Genomic DNA, 16108 nt, shown 5'->3' with positions numbered 1-16108 from the left:
CGCATCCAGACAAAGCAGATGGTTGTTGTCGCAGTTATTCTGATCGGCCAGCGCAAACGGAACCACGTCAGATGCAGCGCCCTTACTCGTCCTCAGAGTCATCTTGTACTGCTCCCGCACCTTGTCGTCGGCTTCATCGCCACCGGGTTTGGAAACGCACCCGGCCCAGACGACCCGTACCACGTTCTTGGCACCCAACGGGCATCCCGTACCGCCCCCCCCATCTCAGTCGAGTGCCGGTTTTGCCCAGATCCCAACGATCTTTCGGAACGCTCTCAGCGAAAACAATGGTCGCCCCTTCTTCCAGTCGGGAGACACCCATCGACTCGCCCTTGAAGTTGACGGACCGATCGATCGAAAGAATGTTACCCAAGATTTCCACCTTTGCGGGCTGATCTTCCGGACTGCCAAACTCGCCTGCAAGCAGCGCCGTTCTGAGCTCGCCCGGATAATCCGCAGGGGCAAGCGATGCACACAGAACCTGACCGATTTTCCCTGAAGCAGTGGTGACCTTTAAGTCTCCAGCCTGCATGGTGCTGACGTCGACTTCATGCGAGAAGATGACCGGCATTCCATCTTTACCGCCAGCGCCTAGGCTAACACCTCGATCAGCGACCCTGGGCAGCTTGGTATCCAAGCCAAAGAAGGCCACCATGAGACTGGCCCGTCTCCCCCTCGCATGAAGCTTGTTCTGCACCTGGGTCACGGTTGTGTCTGCTTGATCAGAACTCGCCAGACTGATCTCGTAGCGCATGATGTCTTGCACGCCTTCCAAGGTCGTGCAGGATGAGGCGAGGGCCGGCATAGGCAGGGCCAAGATGATGTAGCCAGCTTTCATTTGCACTCCGATGGGTCCGGTGTGGGTTGGGCAGAGCCAAGCGTCGTGGCCTGGCCGTCAGGACGCTCACGCCGCCAAGGCGCAGCCGACCCTTGACGTTGCTGGCCCTGGTGCTTGATCCCGGCCGGACCGCCAGTGCCCTCGCCCTTGTTCATAGCCTGATGGCGCCGCTCTTGACCAGTTGATCGATCTCAGCCTGGTCCAGGCCCATCTCATTGAGCACTTCGCTGGTGTGTTGGCCCAGCATCGGTGGCGGGCGCCGATAGGTCACGGGTGTTTTTGAAAACTTGAGCGGGCTCGCAATGCCGGGTGCCTCGACCCCCAACGGATGCTTCAGGCTCAATCGGGTCTTCTGGTGCTTGGCCATCGGATGGTCAAGCGCCTGCTGGTAGTTATTGATGGGGCCAGCGGGCACGCCCACTTCCATGAACAGCTCTTCCCAGTCCGAACGGGTGCGCGTCTTCAACACTTCCGCGAAGAGTTCGTACAGCACCTCTTGATGCGCCATTCGTCCGCCGTTGTCGGCAAAACGCGGGTCGCTCGCCCATTCAGAATGCCCCAGTGCCTTGCAGAGCGCCACAAACTGCGACTGGTTGGCGCTGGCTATGATGAGCAGGCCGTCCGAGCAAGGGTACACGCCGTACGGACCAATGTTCGGCGACACATTGCCAGTACGGCCAGGGAGCTTGCCGCCGACCAGATAGTTCGACAAGTGACCGGAACTGACGGCCATGACCGTCGCGAACAGCGACATGTCGATGTGTTGTCCCTCACTGGTTTGATCGCGGTGATGCAGGGCCCCCAAAATGGCGACGGTCGAATACATGCCGGTGAACAGGTCCACCAACGGCAGGCCCACGCGCTGAGGGCCCCCGCCCGGCTTGTCGTCGCGCTCGCCGGTGACACTCATGATCCCGCCCAAACCCTGGAACAGATAGTCATAGCCGGGGCGTGAAGCCCAAGGGCCGTCTTGGCCAAAACCTGTCACCGAGCAGTAGATAAGGCGTGGGTTGATCTTCGCCAGCGACGCATAGTCGAGGCCGTAGCGCGCCAGGTCACCCACCTTGAAGTTCTCGATGCAGATGTCTGCAGATTCAGCCATCTTGCGTATCAACGCCTGACCCTGCGGGTTGGACAGATCCACCGCCACCGACCGCTTGTTGCGATTGGTCGACATGAAATAGGCTGATTCGCGTGTCGCATTGCCCTCCTTGTCCTTCAGGAAGGGCGGCCCCCATTGGCGCGACTCGTCGCCCACGCCGGGCCGCTCGATCTTGATGATGTCCGCCCCCATGTCGCCCAGGATCTGCATGCACCATGGGGCAGCAAACACCCTCGACAGGTCAAGCACACGGATGCCGTGCAGGGGGCCGTGGACTTCTTGGCTGGCACCGGCGGCGCCTGCATGTGGATCGGATTGCTGCGTCATGGTCCGGGCATTCAATGAAGTTGATTGACACGATCAGTAGCACTGCCCAGCTCAGATCATCGCCTCGATCAGAGACGGTCCACGCGTTCGCAATGCGGCCGCCAAGGCGGCGTTGAACTCGTCGGCACTCGTCGCGCGCCATGCGGCAACCCCCATGCCTTGCGCCATCTGCACCCATGAAAGTTCAGGGTTGGTGAGCTCCAGCATGCTTGTGGCCTTCGGACCCGGCCTGGCGCCCACACGCGCCAACTCGACCTGAAGAATGCTGTACTTTCGGTTGGCGAAGATGATGGTGGTGATGTCGAGTTGCTCGCGCGCCTGTGTCCACAATGCCTGCAAGGTGTACATGCCTCCACCGTCGCCCTGGAGGCAGATCACCCTTCGGTCGGGGCAGGCGATGGCCGCACCAGTGGCCGTGGGCATGGCATACCCGATCGAGCCGCCAGTCAACTGCAGCCAATCATGGGGCGGCGCCGTGCGGGTCGCGGCGCTTGTGGCTGCGCCTGACGTGCCACCTTCGTCCACCACGATGGCGTTGTCAGGCAAGTAGTGCGAAACCGCAGCGGCGATGGTTTTCGGGTTGAGACCACCGCTGGCCAACGGCGAACGTTCGAGCGGCGCAAGGTCAGCCTTGGTTGCCTGGATGGACAAGGCCTGGCCGAGTGCATCCAGCGCGCCGTCGACGTCTGCCTCGCGTTCGACCAAAGTGTGCAGCGCGCATCTATCGGGCGTAAGCCAATAGGGTTTCCCAGGGTAGGCAAAGAAGGTCACGGGCGCCTGGGTGCCCACCAAGATCAGATGCCGCGTACCCGCCAATACTTCCGCCGCCTGCTCCCCGAAATAGGGCAGTCGAATCGGACTGACCCGGCCGGCCCCTCGCTGTTGCCGCGATACGAAGGTGTCGGTGATGAGTCGAGCACCGCTGGCCTTGGCAATGCGCTGTGCTAGAACGAGCCGGCCCGCATCCAGCCGACCGTTGATAAGCATGACAGCCGGTTCGCCGCCACGCAGCACCTTCGCCGTGGCGTCCACATGCGCGGGATCAAACGCGGCTGGGATGGGTCGCTGCACAGGCGAGGAGAGGCGGCGGGTCGTATTCCAAGCCGTGTCGGCAGGCAGGATCAGTGTGGCCACTTGGCCCGGGGGTGACAAGGCCGCCTGGATCGCAGCCGATCCATCTGCGCCGACCTCATCGGCAGACCTGGATGCTCGTACCCAGCCCGAAACCGGCGCAGCTATGCCTTCGATGTTGGAGGTTAGGGGCGCATCGAACTTGCGGTGATAGCTGGCATGGTCACCGACCACGTTGACCAGCGGTGTGAACGCCTTCTTGGCGTTGTGCAAATTGGCCAAACCATTGGCCAGACCAGGGCCCAGATGCAGCAGCGTCGCGGCCGGCGTGCCGGTCATCCGTCCATAGCCGTCGGCTGCCCCCGTGACAACGCCTTCAAAGAGGCCTAACACGCACCGCATCTCGGGGTTGGTGTCGAGCGCAGCGACAAAGTGCATCTCGGAGGTGCCCGGATTGGCAAAGCAAACCTTGACACCTGCTTCGACGAAGGTCTGGACAAGGGCCACGGCTCCGCTGCGTTCGGCGCTGGCTTGAGTCATCGGTGTTCCTCTCGGAGTGAAGTGTTCAGGCAACATGGTCCTTGACCAAAGACATTTCGACGCAAGAGCGCAGCATGGCGTGGTCGATGTCGGCCGTCGGACATACGCATGGGCCCCCGGTCAGGTCCGGCCGCAGGGCTGGCATTGCCCGTTGTTCGGGCGTCGGCAGCGTCCATGGCTACTCTGCTTCAATTCGCGCCACCTTCATCATCCTTTCGGTCAGCACGATCTCGGCGCGCATTGCCGCCGCGAACTCCTCGGGGCCGGCCGGTCTGGGCGGGTTACCTTGAGCTTCCATCTTGGCGCGAATGTCCGGACGGGCCAAGGCTTCGCGCATCACCTCCCAGATGCGATTGACGATGGCAGGTGGCGTGCCCGCTGGCACGGCCAGACCGCCGAAGCCGGTCACCTCGACGCCGGCCAAACCCTGCTCGACCAGCGTCAGCACATCGGAGACTATCGGATTGCGTGTGCCCGACGTGATGCCCAGCACGGCGACCTTGCCGGCCTTCACTTGCGGCAGTGCTACCGAGGTGAAGATCATCGCGAAGTCGACCTGCTTGCCTATCACGGCCGTGAGCGACTCCGATGCACCCTTGAAAGGGATGTGGGTGGCCGTCACTCCGGCGGTGCTGAGCATCAATTCGGCCGCCAGATGCGCTGGCGAACCCGGGCCGCCCGATGCGAAGTTCAGCTTGCCCGGGTTCTTGCGCGCCAGGTCGACCAAGTCCTTCAAAGTCTTCAGGCCAGAATTGACCGGCGCCACCAGCAGCATCTCGGCCGTGCCAGTGCGTCCGACCATGGTGAAATCCTTCAGGATGTCGAAGCCTGGATTCTTGCGCATGCGCATTGTCGCCGCATGCACATTGGCGGCATACATCCAGGTGTAGCCATCAGGTGCGGCGCGTGCGGCGAGTTGGGCTCCCAGGCTCCCAGCGGCCCCGGCCCGGTTCTCGACGACGATGGGCTGCTTCAGGGTCGCCCCCATCGCCTCAACCAAGGGGCGCATCGTGATGTCCGGTGAGGTGCCTGGAAGGAAGGGAATGATCAGCGTGATGGGACGGCTCGGCCAGTCGCCGGTCTGGGCCGAGACAGGGCCGGTGAGCAGCGCGGCAGCGGCCAAGCCAAGAGTCTGGCGGCGGGTGAAGGTCATGACAGTCTCCTTGTATAAAGTCGATTCGGCCCTGTCGCCTGCATCACCCGCCATAGCGGGCGGAGGCCGTCTAGCGCGCCAATACTTGGCACCGCAGTAGCAGTCTCTGTGTCGTCGGATCGATCTCCGAGCGCCGGTGCAGGCAGCGCCGGTTGTCCCAGATGATCACGTCGCCTGGCGTCCAGTTCTGCTCAACGATGACGTCTTCGGGGATGGCATGGCTCCAGAGTTCGTCGAGCAGTGCTTCGCTGTCCTCGAGCGACAAGCCCGGGATGTAGGCCCAGTCCCGACGGCCCAGATAGAGGCACTTCGCGCCGGTCTCGCTGTGCTCACGAACGATCGGGTGGACTGCTCCCGGCGCGTCTCGCGGGTCGTCGAAAGGTTCGAAGCCAGTCCGCAACTCGCCGACGCTGGTATGGGCGGCGTCGTGCTTGAGGGTCAGCCCTTCGATCCGCGCCTTCAGCGCGTCAGGCAAGCGCTCATAGGCGGCGCGCTGGTCGACAAAAAAGGTGTCCCCACCATGCGGCGGGATCGTGACTCCAAGCAACACGCTTGCAGGCGGCGGGTTGTCGAGATAAGTCATGTCCGAGTGCCATTCGGCCTCGCCACTGCCCAGCCCGCCGATCGGCTTGCCGTTCACGACGATATTGGAGATCGCTGTCACGTAGAGGTTGTCGATTTTGGCGCGGCGTTCTACGCTCATCCGGCCGATCGGGATTTGCTCAAGCGGACCGAATCGCTGGCTGAAGGCCTGAAGACCGGCCTTGTCGAGGGTCTGGCCCCTGAAGCGCAAAACGCCATAGTCGAGCCAGGCCTTGTAGATGACCTCGAACTCCTGGTCCGTGATGTTGGCCAGGTCGACACTGGAAACATCCGCGCCAAAGCCCTCGCGAATCGGTTTGATTTCAATCATGTGAGTCTCCTTTGCCGGCGTCGTGCTGTTCAGCTTCGCGCATGGCCTTGGCTGCCGGCTGTTCCACCAGGTTTCCGTGCTTGTCGATGGCGCCCGCTCCAGTCGAGGCTTCCATCGCCCATCGCGGGGCAATCAGGCGCGCCGTAATGATCGTCTTGGGGTCGGTGGCGAAATGGTTGAAGTACTCCTTCAACGCAGCGCCGAGCACCGTCTCGTGGTACAGAACGCGCTCGACCTGACCTGGACCATATTCGCCCGGCTGGGCGCTGAGCGCTTCGCTGTACCAGGCTTTCGCATCTTCGATCCCGAACTTGAAAACCTTGGTCTTGGGAAAGGGTTGTTTGCGGTCGTCGAGCCAGCTTCCGACCATGTCGAGGATGTCGCCAATTCCGTCCCGGGACAGTCCGACCATGGTCCGTCCGCGACGACGAAGGCTCATCTCATACCAGGGCTGGAGCAGCATCCGCTCGTTGGCCAACCGCGCACGCCAGGTGGACGCATTCCGCCCAGGTTGGGAGAAATTGACCGGGCAGGCGTCGACCGACTCAAGATCGATCGGTGGCAACTCATCTGCGCAGTCTTCCAGGACGGGGCCGGACGATCGATTGAGAAGGTCGAGGCCCGCCTCAATCACCCGGCGTTGGAAGGCCGGATCATTGGGCTTGCCGAGCGGGTACCCAAATGGGAATGTGACCCACAGGAGGCGTGGTGGCCGAAGCGCTGTGGCATTTTCGCGGACCAGTGCAATGCCCGTGGTCAGGATGCCTTCGGACTCAAGATAGTGCGCGATGGCGCAGGTGGCACGCGTGCAGTTTGGGCAAACCGGTGTGATGAACACCGCGTCCACACCGTCGCGTTTGAGAAGGGAAGCGAGCGAGCGCACCGATGTCTCGTACGCGTCCGGCATCAGCCCGCCGCCCATGAAACTATAGTGCGCCGAAGCCAGACCGCCGATCACACCGTCCGCCGCGAGTTCACGAAACCGGTCAAGCGGGAAGACGACATTCACGTCATCACGAAATCCGGACCGATCGAAATTCGTCGACACGTGCGACATGATGAGCTTGGCCGTGTCCTGGTCGCTGGCAATGACACGGTAGGAAGCATCTGACAGTTCGAAGTTTTCTTCGCCCCGGACGTGAAGTCCGGCGGTCGTGATCACGGCGAACCGCATCTCGCTGACCGGTTTGGGGCGCTCGACCCAGGAGAAAGGCTCGAGCGGCGGGAGCTGCTTCATCAGCACATGGTCGCGGTCATACCTCGACAGATCCGAGAGCCTCACCATGTCTTACTAACCTCCATCTTTACTGACCTCTATGCATTAGAAAGCATAGTCCGCAGGGCCTCCAGCTGGGATTCCAATCGAAAGGAATGCGATTACACTTTGGAATCGGAACGCTTCGCACTTTGGCGGGTGAGCCGCAATTGATTCGGGGGCGCAATGGGCATCAGACTGGACGATCTCGACCTCTTCTTCGCCGTCGCCGCGAGCGGCGGTGTTCGACGCGCGTCCATGGACCTGGATGTGCCGCAGCCGACGATCACCAAGGCGATCAAGCGCCTCGAGAGCGAGGTCGGATTCGAGCTCTTCGAGCGGGGCCCCCGCGGGATGCGGCTGACTGAAGTTGCCAGGCGCTTTCAAGGCAGGGCACAACTGGCCCACCAGGGACTGGCCGAAGCGGTGCGTGAGGCCGCGGCCATCCAGCTCGGCTCCTTGAGCGTCCTGCGGATTGGGGCGTCGACCCAGTACATTCAACAGCTGGTCGCGCCGGTCGCGATGGAACTGCTCCAGGGGCGCCCGCTCGCGCAGATTCGCCTGAATCTGGGACTCGGGGACGCGCTTCTGCGTGGCCTCTCGAAAGGCGACTACGATTTGGTGGTCTGCGCTTCTACGTCGCAAGTCGGAGCAGGATTCTTGTCCGAATCGCTGTTCGACGACGACATCGTCATCGTGGCACGCAGTGGCCACCCGTTGCAGCGTCGGAAGTTCTCACTGGCCGCGCTCAGCGACTACCGATGGATCTTGCCTGGGCCCGGGGCGATGGTTCGCCGCGCACTTGAGGAGCGACTGGCCGAGGCGGGCGCACCACCACCGGTCGTCGCGTTGGAGGTCTCCGAGTCTGTGTCGCAGATCTGGCCCATGTTGCCCGGGACGGACTTCCTGACGTTGTTCGGCGAGGCAGCGACTCGGACGCCGCAAGCACGAGGGCTGACTACCTTCAGCGCGGAACAGGCGCGCTTCCAACGCAGGATTGCGCTCTATCGTCGCAGCGACGAGGTGTCGCCGATTGTTGATCGGTGTGTCGAGCTCCTGCGGACGCACTCTCGAAGGCTCTACGTGACCGGATGACGCAACGCTGAACACGCGAATTTGATCACGGTGCGAGGTACCGGAATTGTGCAGATGCAGGAAGGATCCACCCTATCACCGAACCCAAACAACCGCTGCCAGCACGAAGGTCGCAATCCACACCGTCTCGATGGCGATCAATGCCAGTGGCCGCTAGTCCCTTTCTAGGTGAACTCTGCGTGGCGCGTCGTGCATGAGGCAACGGCAAACGTGGTGCGTCCACCCGAGCGTTACGGCATGGCGGTTCCCAGTGCGCGACTGGCTCCATGACGTTTGCACTGAGCTGCGCCGCGATCGTCGTGTCAATCATGGGCCCTTGCAATTGATCGGGCGCAGATGCGCGCTCTGGCCTCGCCATACTCCCGCTTGAGGCGCGCCACCAGTTCGCCCGCTGGCAGCACCTCGCGAATGGCGCCGATGCCCTGGCCGCAGCCCCAGATGTCCTTCCAAGCCTTGACCGGCCCCCCGCCTTCGCCGCTTGCGAAGTCCATCTTGTTCGTATCGATCCGCGGCAGGTTGTCGGGATCCATGCCCGCATTGCGGATGCTGCCTTTGAGGTAGTTGGCATAGACCCCTCTGAAGAAGTTGGTGTACACGATGTCATCGGAGTTGCTCTCGACGATCATCTGCTTGTAGCCCTCCACGGCGCGGGCTTCCGGCGTAGCGATGAAGGCCGATCCGATGTAGGCCAGATCGGCACCCATGGCCTGCGCGGCCAGGATGGCGCCGCCAGACGAGATGGCGCCCGACAGCGCCACCGGGCCCCCAAACCATTCTCGGATCTCGGCCACGATTGCGAATGGGCTCTTCACACCGGCATGTCCTCCGGCGCCCGCAGCCACCGGGATCAGACCATCGGCACCCTTCTCGATAGCCTTGCGCGCGAAGGTATTGTTGATGACGTCGTGCAGCACCACACCACCCCAGGCATGCACGCCACGGTTCACGTCATCACGCGCGCCGAGGCTGGTGATGACGATCGGCACCTTGTACTTGGCGCAGACCTGCATGTCGTGCTCAAGCCGATCATTGCTCTTGTGCACGATCTGGTTGATGGCAAACGGCGCAGCCGGCGACTCCGGGTGCGCCTTGTCATGCGCGGCAAGCGCTTCGGTGATCTCGGCCAGCCATTCGTCAAGCTGCGAAGCGGGCCGGGCATTGAGCGCGGGCATCGCGCCCACTACCCCTGCCTTGCACTGCGCGATGACCAGCTTGGGGTTGCTGATGATGAACAACGGGGAACCAATCACGGGGAAGCTCAGGTTCTCGAGGATCGGGGGTAGGTAGCGGGCAGGTGCGGTCATGGACAGAGGACTAGGGTTGAACAAGATGGAAAGTTAGGGTCGGGCCAACCAGCGCTCATCGACCCTGGAAGCTCGGCGCCCGCTTTCCGACGAAGGCCTGCGCGGCTGACTTGTGATCGGACGTCTCGAACGTGCGGATCATGTGTATCGCTTCGCAGTCCAGCACATCGGACAGCGAGCCTCCACGCAAGCTGGTGTTCAGATTGCGCTTCATGTAGCCCACGGCAATGGTGGGCAAAGCGGCCAGTTCGGCCGCCCATGATCGGGCCGCTTCTGGCAGCTGGGCAGAAGGCACCGCACGGTGGACCAGGCCGATGCACTGGGCTTCAGCTCCGGTGATCACGTTGCCGGTGAAGTACATCTCACGTGCCTTGGCAGCGCCGACGAGGTGGCTGAGGAAGTAGCTGCCACCGAAATCACCGGACAGGGCAATCTTGGAAAACGCGGTGGTCAGCTTGGCATCGTCGGAGGCGATGCGAAGGTCGCAGGCCAGGGCCAAGGACAGGCCTGCACCCGCCGCAGGGCCAGGGATCACCGCCAACGTCGGCTTGGGCATCTCGTGCAGCCACCGGCTGACTTCCATTCGGGTGCGTAGATCTGTGACCTTGTGGTCGAAGCTGGTAGCCGATACCTCGCCGCCAGCGCGCTGGGCGAAGCCCTTGACGTCGCCGCCAGAACAGAAGGCCGCGCCGGCGCCGGTGAGCACCACCAAGCGCACCGCAGGGTCGTTGGCCAGTCGAGGCAGGGCCTCGGACAGGCCGTCAAACATGGCCAGCGACAGCGCGTTGCGCGTCTCTGGGCGGTTCATGGTCAGCGTGGCGATGCCGCCTTCGATCGTTTCCAACAGGTCTTGGCTCATAAGGTTCCTTCGCAACTGCATTGGGGTTCGTAAGGGGACCTCAGGACTGCCAGCAGACATGCTGAACCGATCAGCTGTTTTCCAGCAGCGTGATCTCGATGCGCGCCCTGCCGTGCGGTCACCGCACGCAGAGGCTGCCAGGCCAAGTAGCAATTGGGGCTGACAAAGTCAAAGATTGGTTCAATCGTTCTGGTCACAATCATCCTCCGGAGGACTCACTGGGCAAGGCCTACGCTCACGCGCCGATGCGACATCATGCTGTACACTGGTCACGTCTTGATACCCTTCTCGAACGCCGGCCGCGCCTCCAGGCGCTTGACGTAGGCATGCAGTTGGGTCATGTCTTCGGGCATGCAGCCCACCCGGCGTGACATGTAGCAAGCGTGGCCCAGCATGAAGTCCACGCCGGACAGGTCACCGATCATGTAATCCTTGCCGGCCATGTTCTCGTTCAATGGCTCCAATGCCTTGACCAACAGACGCTTGGCTTGCCCGAGAGTCTCTTCGTTTCGCCGCTCTGGAGGCAGCAACAAGGTGTGGACGACGATGGTATTGATCGGCGGCATCACCATGCCCTCGCAGTAGTGGAACCACTGCAAATACTTCGGGAACAGCGGTGAATTCACGGCCGGCTTCAGCGTGCCGTCGCTGTGGCGTGAGATGAGGTACTCGACGATCGCACCCGACTCATAGATCATCACCTCGCCGTCCTCCAATACCGGCACCCGGCCCAACGGGTGGCGCGCGCGATGCTCGTCGGACTTCAACGCCTTGGGGCTGAACTCCATACGATTGAGTTCGTAGGGCAATTGCAGTTCTTCCAGCAGCCAGACGATGCGCCCGGCGCGGCTGTTGGGGGCATGGTGCAGTTTCAGCACGGGTGTTTCCTATTTCAGGTCCGGGTTGCCGGCACGGTTCCACCAGGCCAGGTCAGAGTGCGCGCGCAGATCCATCTCGAAAGTCAAAGCCGAGCGGTGCTGGTGCGCAATGTGGAAGCAGGTGTTGGCCAATTCGGTACCGACGCCGGCGCCGGCTCCAAGGATCGGGCATACGGGCTTGTTCATCATGCACTTCGCGGATCGCCGTCGGCCCGCTGCTCCACGCGCCGCAGGTGCCAGTCCACGGAACCGAACTGCGCCTCGATCATCGTCGCGCGGCGGAAGTAGTGACCCACCGCCAACTCCTCGGTCATGCCCATGCCGCCGTGGATCTGCACCGCGCCCTGGCCTACGAGACGGCATGCGCGAGAGGTCATCACCTTGGCCGATGAAACCGCGCGTTCGCGGTGCACCGCGTCGGCGTCGAGCTGCAGCAGCGACGTCCAGGTCAACGCTTCGGCCTGCACGCGTGCGATGTGCATGTCGGCGACGCGGTGCTGCAGCACCTGGAACGCGGCGATCGGCTGCCCGAACTGCTTGCGCTGACGCGCGTAGTTGGTGGTCGCGTGCTGCAATTGGTGCATCACACCCAGCGCTTCGGCGCACAGCGCCAGCGTGGCCTCGTCCAGCGTACGCTCCAGCGCCTGCTGCGCCGCAATTCCGGGTTCGCACAGTAGCGCGTCGGCCGGCAGGGTCACGTCGAAGGCCAGCTCACTGGCCCAGCCGCCATCCACTGTGCGGTAGTCGCGGCGCGCGATGCCCGGCGTGTCTGACGCCACCCAGGCCAGGCCAACGGCGCCGTGGAGCTGCGCACTCACAATGAAGTGCGTCGCGCCTGGCGCCGCCAGCACCAGTGACTTGCGCCCCCGCAGGCGCCAGCCTGGCCCCTGGGCCCTAAGCATAGTCTGGGTCGGCAGCCGGTCATGCCGCGCCGCCGCTTCGTCGCCGGCCCAGGCCGGTCTGATGCGGCCATCGATCAGCGCGGCCAGCCGCTCGTCGGCGCCGCAGCGTGCCAGCAGCCCACCGCAGATCACCACGGCACCGAGATAAGGCTCGCCAGCGAGCGCGTTGCCCAACGCCTGCATCACCAGCAGGTGCTCGGCGGCGCTGCCGCCGGTGCCGCCAACGCGCTCGGGGAACGCGCAACCGAGCACGCCCAGATCCTGCGCCAGGCCTTGCCAAAGCTTCTGAAGCCCGTCAGGACGCTGCAACAGCGCGAGGCGCTGCTCGAACGCGAAGCGCTGCTCCAGCCAACGCTGCAGGCTGTCGCGCAGAAGCGTTTGTGTTTCGTCGAAGTCGTGCGGTGTGTTCATGGTGTCAACCGCGAAGACCCAGCAGCTGGCCGGCGATGAGATTGCGCTGGATCTCGTTGGTGCCAGCGTAGATCGAAGCGGCGCGGTCGTTGAGGTAGCTGCTCATCGCGAACACCGCCGCCTCAGGCAGCGACAACTCGCCCGTGGATGCGTCGGCAAGATTCACGCGCGCCGCTGAAGCCAGGCCGGCGATCTGCAGGCTCAGCTCTGTGAGCCGCTGCCGCGTTTCGGAGCCCAGCAGCTTGCCGATCGACGGTTGAATCGGGTTCGGCGCCTCGCCACGCGTGCTAGCCGCGAGTGTGCGCAAGTCCAGCGCCTCGATGGCGTCGACGCGGCATGCGGCGTCGGCCAGCTTCAGCCCGATGTCGCGCCGCTCGGTGTCGTCCGTCGGCCGTCCGACGAAGGCCTCATCGCGCGCTTGGTAAAGGCGGCGCAGCCGCGCGCGCAGCATCGGCGAATGCATGCCGCCACGCTCGTGCTGCAGCAGGTACTTGGCCACCGTCCAGCCGCGGTTCTCCTCGCCCAGCAATGCACTTGTCGGCACGCGCACGTCGTCGAAAAACACCTGGTTTAGCTCGTGGTCGCCGGAGATGCTGATGATCGGCCGGATGGTGATGCCGGGCAGCTTCATGTCGAACAGCAGGAAGCTGATGCCGCTCTGCGCCTTGGCCTGCGCGTCAGTGCGCACCAGGCAGAAGATCCTGTTGGCGTACTGCGCGTGCGTGGTCCAGATCTTGCTGCCATTGATGATGTAGTGGTCGCCATCGCGCACGGCACGGCATTGCAGCGAGGCCAAGTCCGAGCCCGAGCCGGGCTCGGAGTATCCCTGCGCCCAGTAGTCCTCGCCGCTGCGGATGCGCGGCAGAAGGTTTGCCCTCTGCTCGGGCGTGCCAAACGCCAGCACCACCGGTGCGACCATGCGCGGCCCCTGCGGGGCGAAGGTCGGCGCATCGGCCGCCGCCAGTTCACTGGCGAACACGTAGTGCTGCACCGGCGTCCAGCCGGTGCCGCCCCACTCCACCGGCCAGTGCGGCACGTTCCATCCGCGTCGGCCGAGGATGCGGAACCACTGCATGCCCGGGCCGATCTCGGAGAAGATGCCCGTGCCACGTCGCCCCGCTGTGCGCAGCTCGTCGGTGAGCTCGGCGTCGAGAAAGCGCCGCACCTCGTCGCGGAAGTCCTGGTTCGCCTTGCTCAACATCAGTGTCATCGTGGTTCTCCGCGAGTTCTGGCCCGGGCATTGTTCCGAAGGCGACGGGCGGTGGGTATTGCGCAAGTGACACCCGCCGATACGTGGCAAGCCTTGTTTGGGGCTGGCTTGCATTCTGTACCAAATGGTTCAGAATGTCAACATGGCACGCCCCCTCGAATTCGATCGATCCAAAGCCGTAGACCGCGCATTGGTACTGTTCTGGCGCAAAGGCTACCAAGCCACGTCATTGGCCGACCTTCTGACGGCCATGGGCATTGCCCGCAGCAGCTTCTACACCACGTTCACCGACAAGCGCAGCCTCTTCATCGAGTGTCTCGAACTGTTTTCAAAGCGCACCTTGGGGATGCTGCAAAGCGCCTGCGCCGAGATGCCGCCGATCGACGCCTTGCAGAGCTTCTTCGAGCGCAGTTTCACCAGCCTGCGCGGCGCCGGCAGCGCCAGGGGGCACTGGGGCTGCATGCTGGTGAACACTGTGTTGGAGATGGCTGGAGTCGATGATGACCTCGCCTCGCGCGCCAGCCGGCTTATAGACGACTTGCAACCCATCTTTCAGGCCTGCCTTGAGGATGCAGGCGCAACACCGGCGCGCGCCGAGGAGTTGGCTGCCATGCTGGTGCTGTTCAATGAGGGTGTCCGCGTGTCCAGCCGCCGCCGTCTGCCCGAGGCGCAGAACCTTCAAACCATCGCCACGACCTTTCGTTTTGTCCGTGGCAACATCGAATGACTGACATGTCCGCCCCAAGCGGCGAGGCACTGGATTCTGAGCTTGTAGCCGCTGCCGGCGTCGGGGAGGCCAGGTGAGGTGCCAGGAATCCGTCATTCAGCTTGGGGTCCTCTCGTTTTCAGTGCAATAAGTGGCGGTTGGAGAGCAAGCATTGGCGTAGGTGTGTTTCAGTAAGCCAATGATTTCAAAGGCTTTTCTGTTGAATCGCCCCGGGTTTCATGGAGGCCAGTTGGTTTAAGTTGAGACCTCGGTCTCGTTCTGCCCGGCTAGCTGCCGGTAGTAGTTCACCTCAGCTTCAGCCGGTGGAATATACCCAATCGAGCTGAGCAGCCGGTGATGGTTGAACCAGGCCACCCATTCCAGGGTCGCCAGTTCCAGTGCCTCCTTGGTTTTCCAAGGCGCACGGCGGTGGATCAATTCAGCCTTGTACAGCCCATTGATCGTATCGGCCAAGGCGTTGTCGTAACTGTCACCACGGCTGCCCACCGAGGGTTCTATCCCTGCTTGGGCAAGGCGTTCGGTGTAGAGAATGGAGACATATTGCGACCCCCTGTCCGAATGATGAATCAAGGCATCCGAGCGTCCGGGTTGCCTGTCAAACAAAGCCTGCTCCAGCGCATCGAGCACAAAGTCCGTGCGCATCGAACTGCTGACACGCCAGCCCACGATGCGCCGGGCAAACACATCAATCACAAAGGCCACGTATTGCCAGCCTTGCCAGGTGCTGACGTATGTGAAGTCCGACACCCACAGTTGGTTGGGCCGATCGGCCTTGAACTGGCGATTAACCCTGTCCAGAGGGCAAAGCGCTGCTTTGTCCGGCACCGTGGTGCGCACGACCTTGCCCCTGCGCACACCGTGTAACCCCAGACGCTTCATCAGCCGCTCGACCGTACAACGTGCCACCTTGGTGCCTTCACGGTTCATCTGGTGCCAGACCTTGTCGGCCCCATAGACCTGCATGTTGGCCTGCCAGACGGCTTGGATCTGCGGCATTAGGGCTTCATCGCGTTTGGCCCGGGCGCAAAGCAGTTCGGGCTTGCGTTTGCGGGCAGCGTGGCACCTGTAGCCAGACGGGGCGATTTGCAGCACTTTGCAAATCGGCTCGACCCCTTGGATATCGCGATGTTTGTCGACGAACGCCCTCAAGACTTCAGTCGGCGGTCGAGCTCCGCCTGGGCAAAAAAAGCGCTCGCCAGCTTGAGGATTTCGTTGGCTTTGCGCAGTTCCTTGACTTCGCGCTCGAGGTCTTTGATGCGGGCTCGCTCGTCAGAGCTGACACCATCGCGCCTGCCTTCGTCAACCTCGTGCTGTCGAACCCAGTCGTTGAGGGTTTGCGGCACGCAGCCAATCTTTGGGGCAATGGACTCAATGGTGGCCCAAAGGGAGGGGTACTCGCCTCGGTGTTCGAGCACCATGCGGACAGCGCGTTCGCGCACCTCGGGTGAAAAACGGTTTGATTTCTTGCTCATGGCTCCATCTTCTCAAAGTGTGGAGCCTCCTCAAAATCCGGGGCGACTCAG

The 16108-nt window shown here is 62.8% G+C and carries 15 protein-coding genes and 1 other annotated feature; of the genes, 2 read left to right on the top strand and 13 right to left on the bottom strand.

Annotation, left to right across the window (positions count from 1 at the left end; all coding sequences use genetic code 11):
* Nucleotides 1–133 precede the first annotated feature (133 nt).
* From Q0O99_RS09900 to Q0O99_RS09875, 6 genes are all read right to left on the bottom strand, one after another.
* The gene (locus Q0O99_RS09900; RefSeq protein ID WP_293750922.1) at nucleotides 134–838 is read right to left on the bottom strand and encodes a hypothetical protein; all 705 of its coding nucleotides are present in this window, start codon (nucleotides 836–838) and stop codon (nucleotides 134–136) included.
* Nucleotides 839–989: 151 nt separating this feature from the next.
* Nucleotides 990–2267 carry a CaiB/BaiF CoA-transferase family protein gene (locus tag Q0O99_RS09895; protein WP_293750920.1) on the bottom strand — a complete coding sequence of 426 codons (1278 nt, stop codon included), beginning with the start codon at nucleotides 2265–2267 and terminating at the stop codon, nucleotides 990–992.
* Between the two features lie 51 nt (nucleotides 2268–2318).
* Nucleotides 2319–3878: an acetolactate synthase large subunit gene (locus Q0O99_RS09890; protein ID WP_293750918.1), complete on the bottom strand. Its 1560-nt coding sequence runs from the start codon at nucleotides 3876–3878 to the stop codon at nucleotides 2319–2321.
* A 178-nt stretch (nucleotides 3879–4056) separates the two neighbouring features.
* Nucleotides 4057–5031: a tripartite tricarboxylate transporter substrate binding protein gene (locus tag Q0O99_RS09885; RefSeq protein WP_293750916.1), complete on the bottom strand. Its 975-nt coding sequence runs from the start codon at nucleotides 5029–5031 to the stop codon at nucleotides 4057–4059.
* 70 nt (nucleotides 5032–5101) lie between these two features.
* Nucleotides 5102–5944: a TauD/TfdA family dioxygenase gene (locus Q0O99_RS09880; RefSeq protein ID WP_293750914.1), complete on the bottom strand. Its 843-nt coding sequence runs from the start codon at nucleotides 5942–5944 to the stop codon at nucleotides 5102–5104.
* On the bottom strand, nucleotides 5937–7181 hold the full coding sequence (locus Q0O99_RS09875; RefSeq protein WP_293750912.1) for a glycine/sarcosine/betaine reductase selenoprotein B family protein: 1245 nt from the start codon (nucleotides 7179–7181) through the stop codon (nucleotides 5937–5939). The genes Q0O99_RS09880 and Q0O99_RS09875 overlap by 8 nt, the downstream gene beginning before the upstream one ends.
* Before the next feature lie 204 nt (nucleotides 7182–7385).
* On the opposite strand from Q0O99_RS09875, the gene Q0O99_RS09870 reads away from it, so the two are divergent.
* Entirely contained in the window at nucleotides 7386–8294 is a 909-nt protein-coding gene (locus Q0O99_RS09870; RefSeq protein ID WP_293750910.1) for a LysR family transcriptional regulator, read from the top strand.
* 302 nt (nucleotides 8295–8596) lie between these two features.
* Here Q0O99_RS09870 and Q0O99_RS09865 read toward each other — a convergent pair whose 3' ends face one another.
* From Q0O99_RS09865 to Q0O99_RS09840, 6 genes are all read right to left on the bottom strand, one after another.
* The gene (locus tag Q0O99_RS09865) at nucleotides 8597–9598 is read right to left on the bottom strand and encodes a nitronate monooxygenase family protein (RefSeq protein WP_293750908.1); all 1002 of its coding nucleotides are present in this window, start codon (nucleotides 9596–9598) and stop codon (nucleotides 8597–8599) included.
* A gap of 55 nt (nucleotides 9599–9653) precedes the next feature.
* Complete coding sequence (locus Q0O99_RS09860) at nucleotides 9654–10457, bottom strand: enoyl-CoA hydratase (RefSeq protein ID WP_293750906.1); 804 nt, start codon at nucleotides 10455–10457, stop codon at nucleotides 9654–9656.
* Nucleotides 10458–10726: 269 nt separating this feature from the next.
* Nucleotides 10727–11335, bottom strand: coding sequence for a glutathione S-transferase family protein (locus Q0O99_RS09855; RefSeq protein WP_293750904.1), 609 nt, complete (start codon nucleotides 11333–11335; stop codon nucleotides 10727–10729).
* Nucleotides 11336–11344: 9 nt separating this feature from the next.
* Complete coding sequence (locus tag Q0O99_RS09850) at nucleotides 11345–11521, bottom strand: hypothetical protein (protein WP_293750902.1); 177 nt, start codon at nucleotides 11519–11521, stop codon at nucleotides 11345–11347.
* Nucleotides 11521–12648 (bottom strand): acyl-CoA dehydrogenase family protein, encoded by a 1128-nt coding sequence (locus Q0O99_RS09845; protein WP_293750900.1) that lies wholly within the window; start codon nucleotides 12646–12648, stop codon nucleotides 11521–11523. The genes Q0O99_RS09850 and Q0O99_RS09845 overlap by 1 nt, the downstream gene beginning before the upstream one ends.
* A gap of 4 nt (nucleotides 12649–12652) precedes the next feature.
* Entirely contained in the window at nucleotides 12653–13858 is a 1206-nt protein-coding gene (locus Q0O99_RS09840; RefSeq protein ID WP_293750898.1) for an acyl-CoA dehydrogenase family protein, read from the bottom strand.
* A 142-nt stretch (nucleotides 13859–14000) separates the two neighbouring features.
* Here Q0O99_RS09840 and Q0O99_RS09835 point away from each other — a divergent pair, with 142 nt between their 5' ends.
* Nucleotides 14001–14585: a TetR/AcrR family transcriptional regulator gene (locus Q0O99_RS09835; protein WP_293750896.1), complete on the top strand. Its 585-nt coding sequence runs from the start codon at nucleotides 14001–14003 to the stop codon at nucleotides 14583–14585.
* A 234-nt stretch (nucleotides 14586–14819) separates the two neighbouring features.
* On the opposite strand, the gene Q0O99_RS09830 is transcribed toward Q0O99_RS09835, so the two are convergent.
* A protein-coding gene (locus Q0O99_RS09830; protein ID WP_293750895.1) for an IS3 family transposase occupies nucleotides 14820–16057 on the bottom strand; the annotation gives its coding sequence in 2 pieces (ribosomal slippage) (nucleotides 14820–15772 and nucleotides 15772–16057; 1239 coding nt in all).
* Nucleotides 15660–15776 (bottom strand) — a sequence feature (AL1L pseudoknot). It overlaps the preceding gene by 117 nt.
* Nucleotides 16058–16108: the final 51 nt, after the last annotated feature.

This window comes from Limnohabitans sp. Rim8 (assembly GCF_945901735.1).
Taxonomy (GTDB): domain Bacteria; phylum Pseudomonadota; class Gammaproteobacteria; order Burkholderiales; family Burkholderiaceae_C; genus Limnohabitans_A.
Note: the sequence above shows the minus strand (reverse complement) of the source record. Positions and strands in the feature narration are given on the sequence as shown.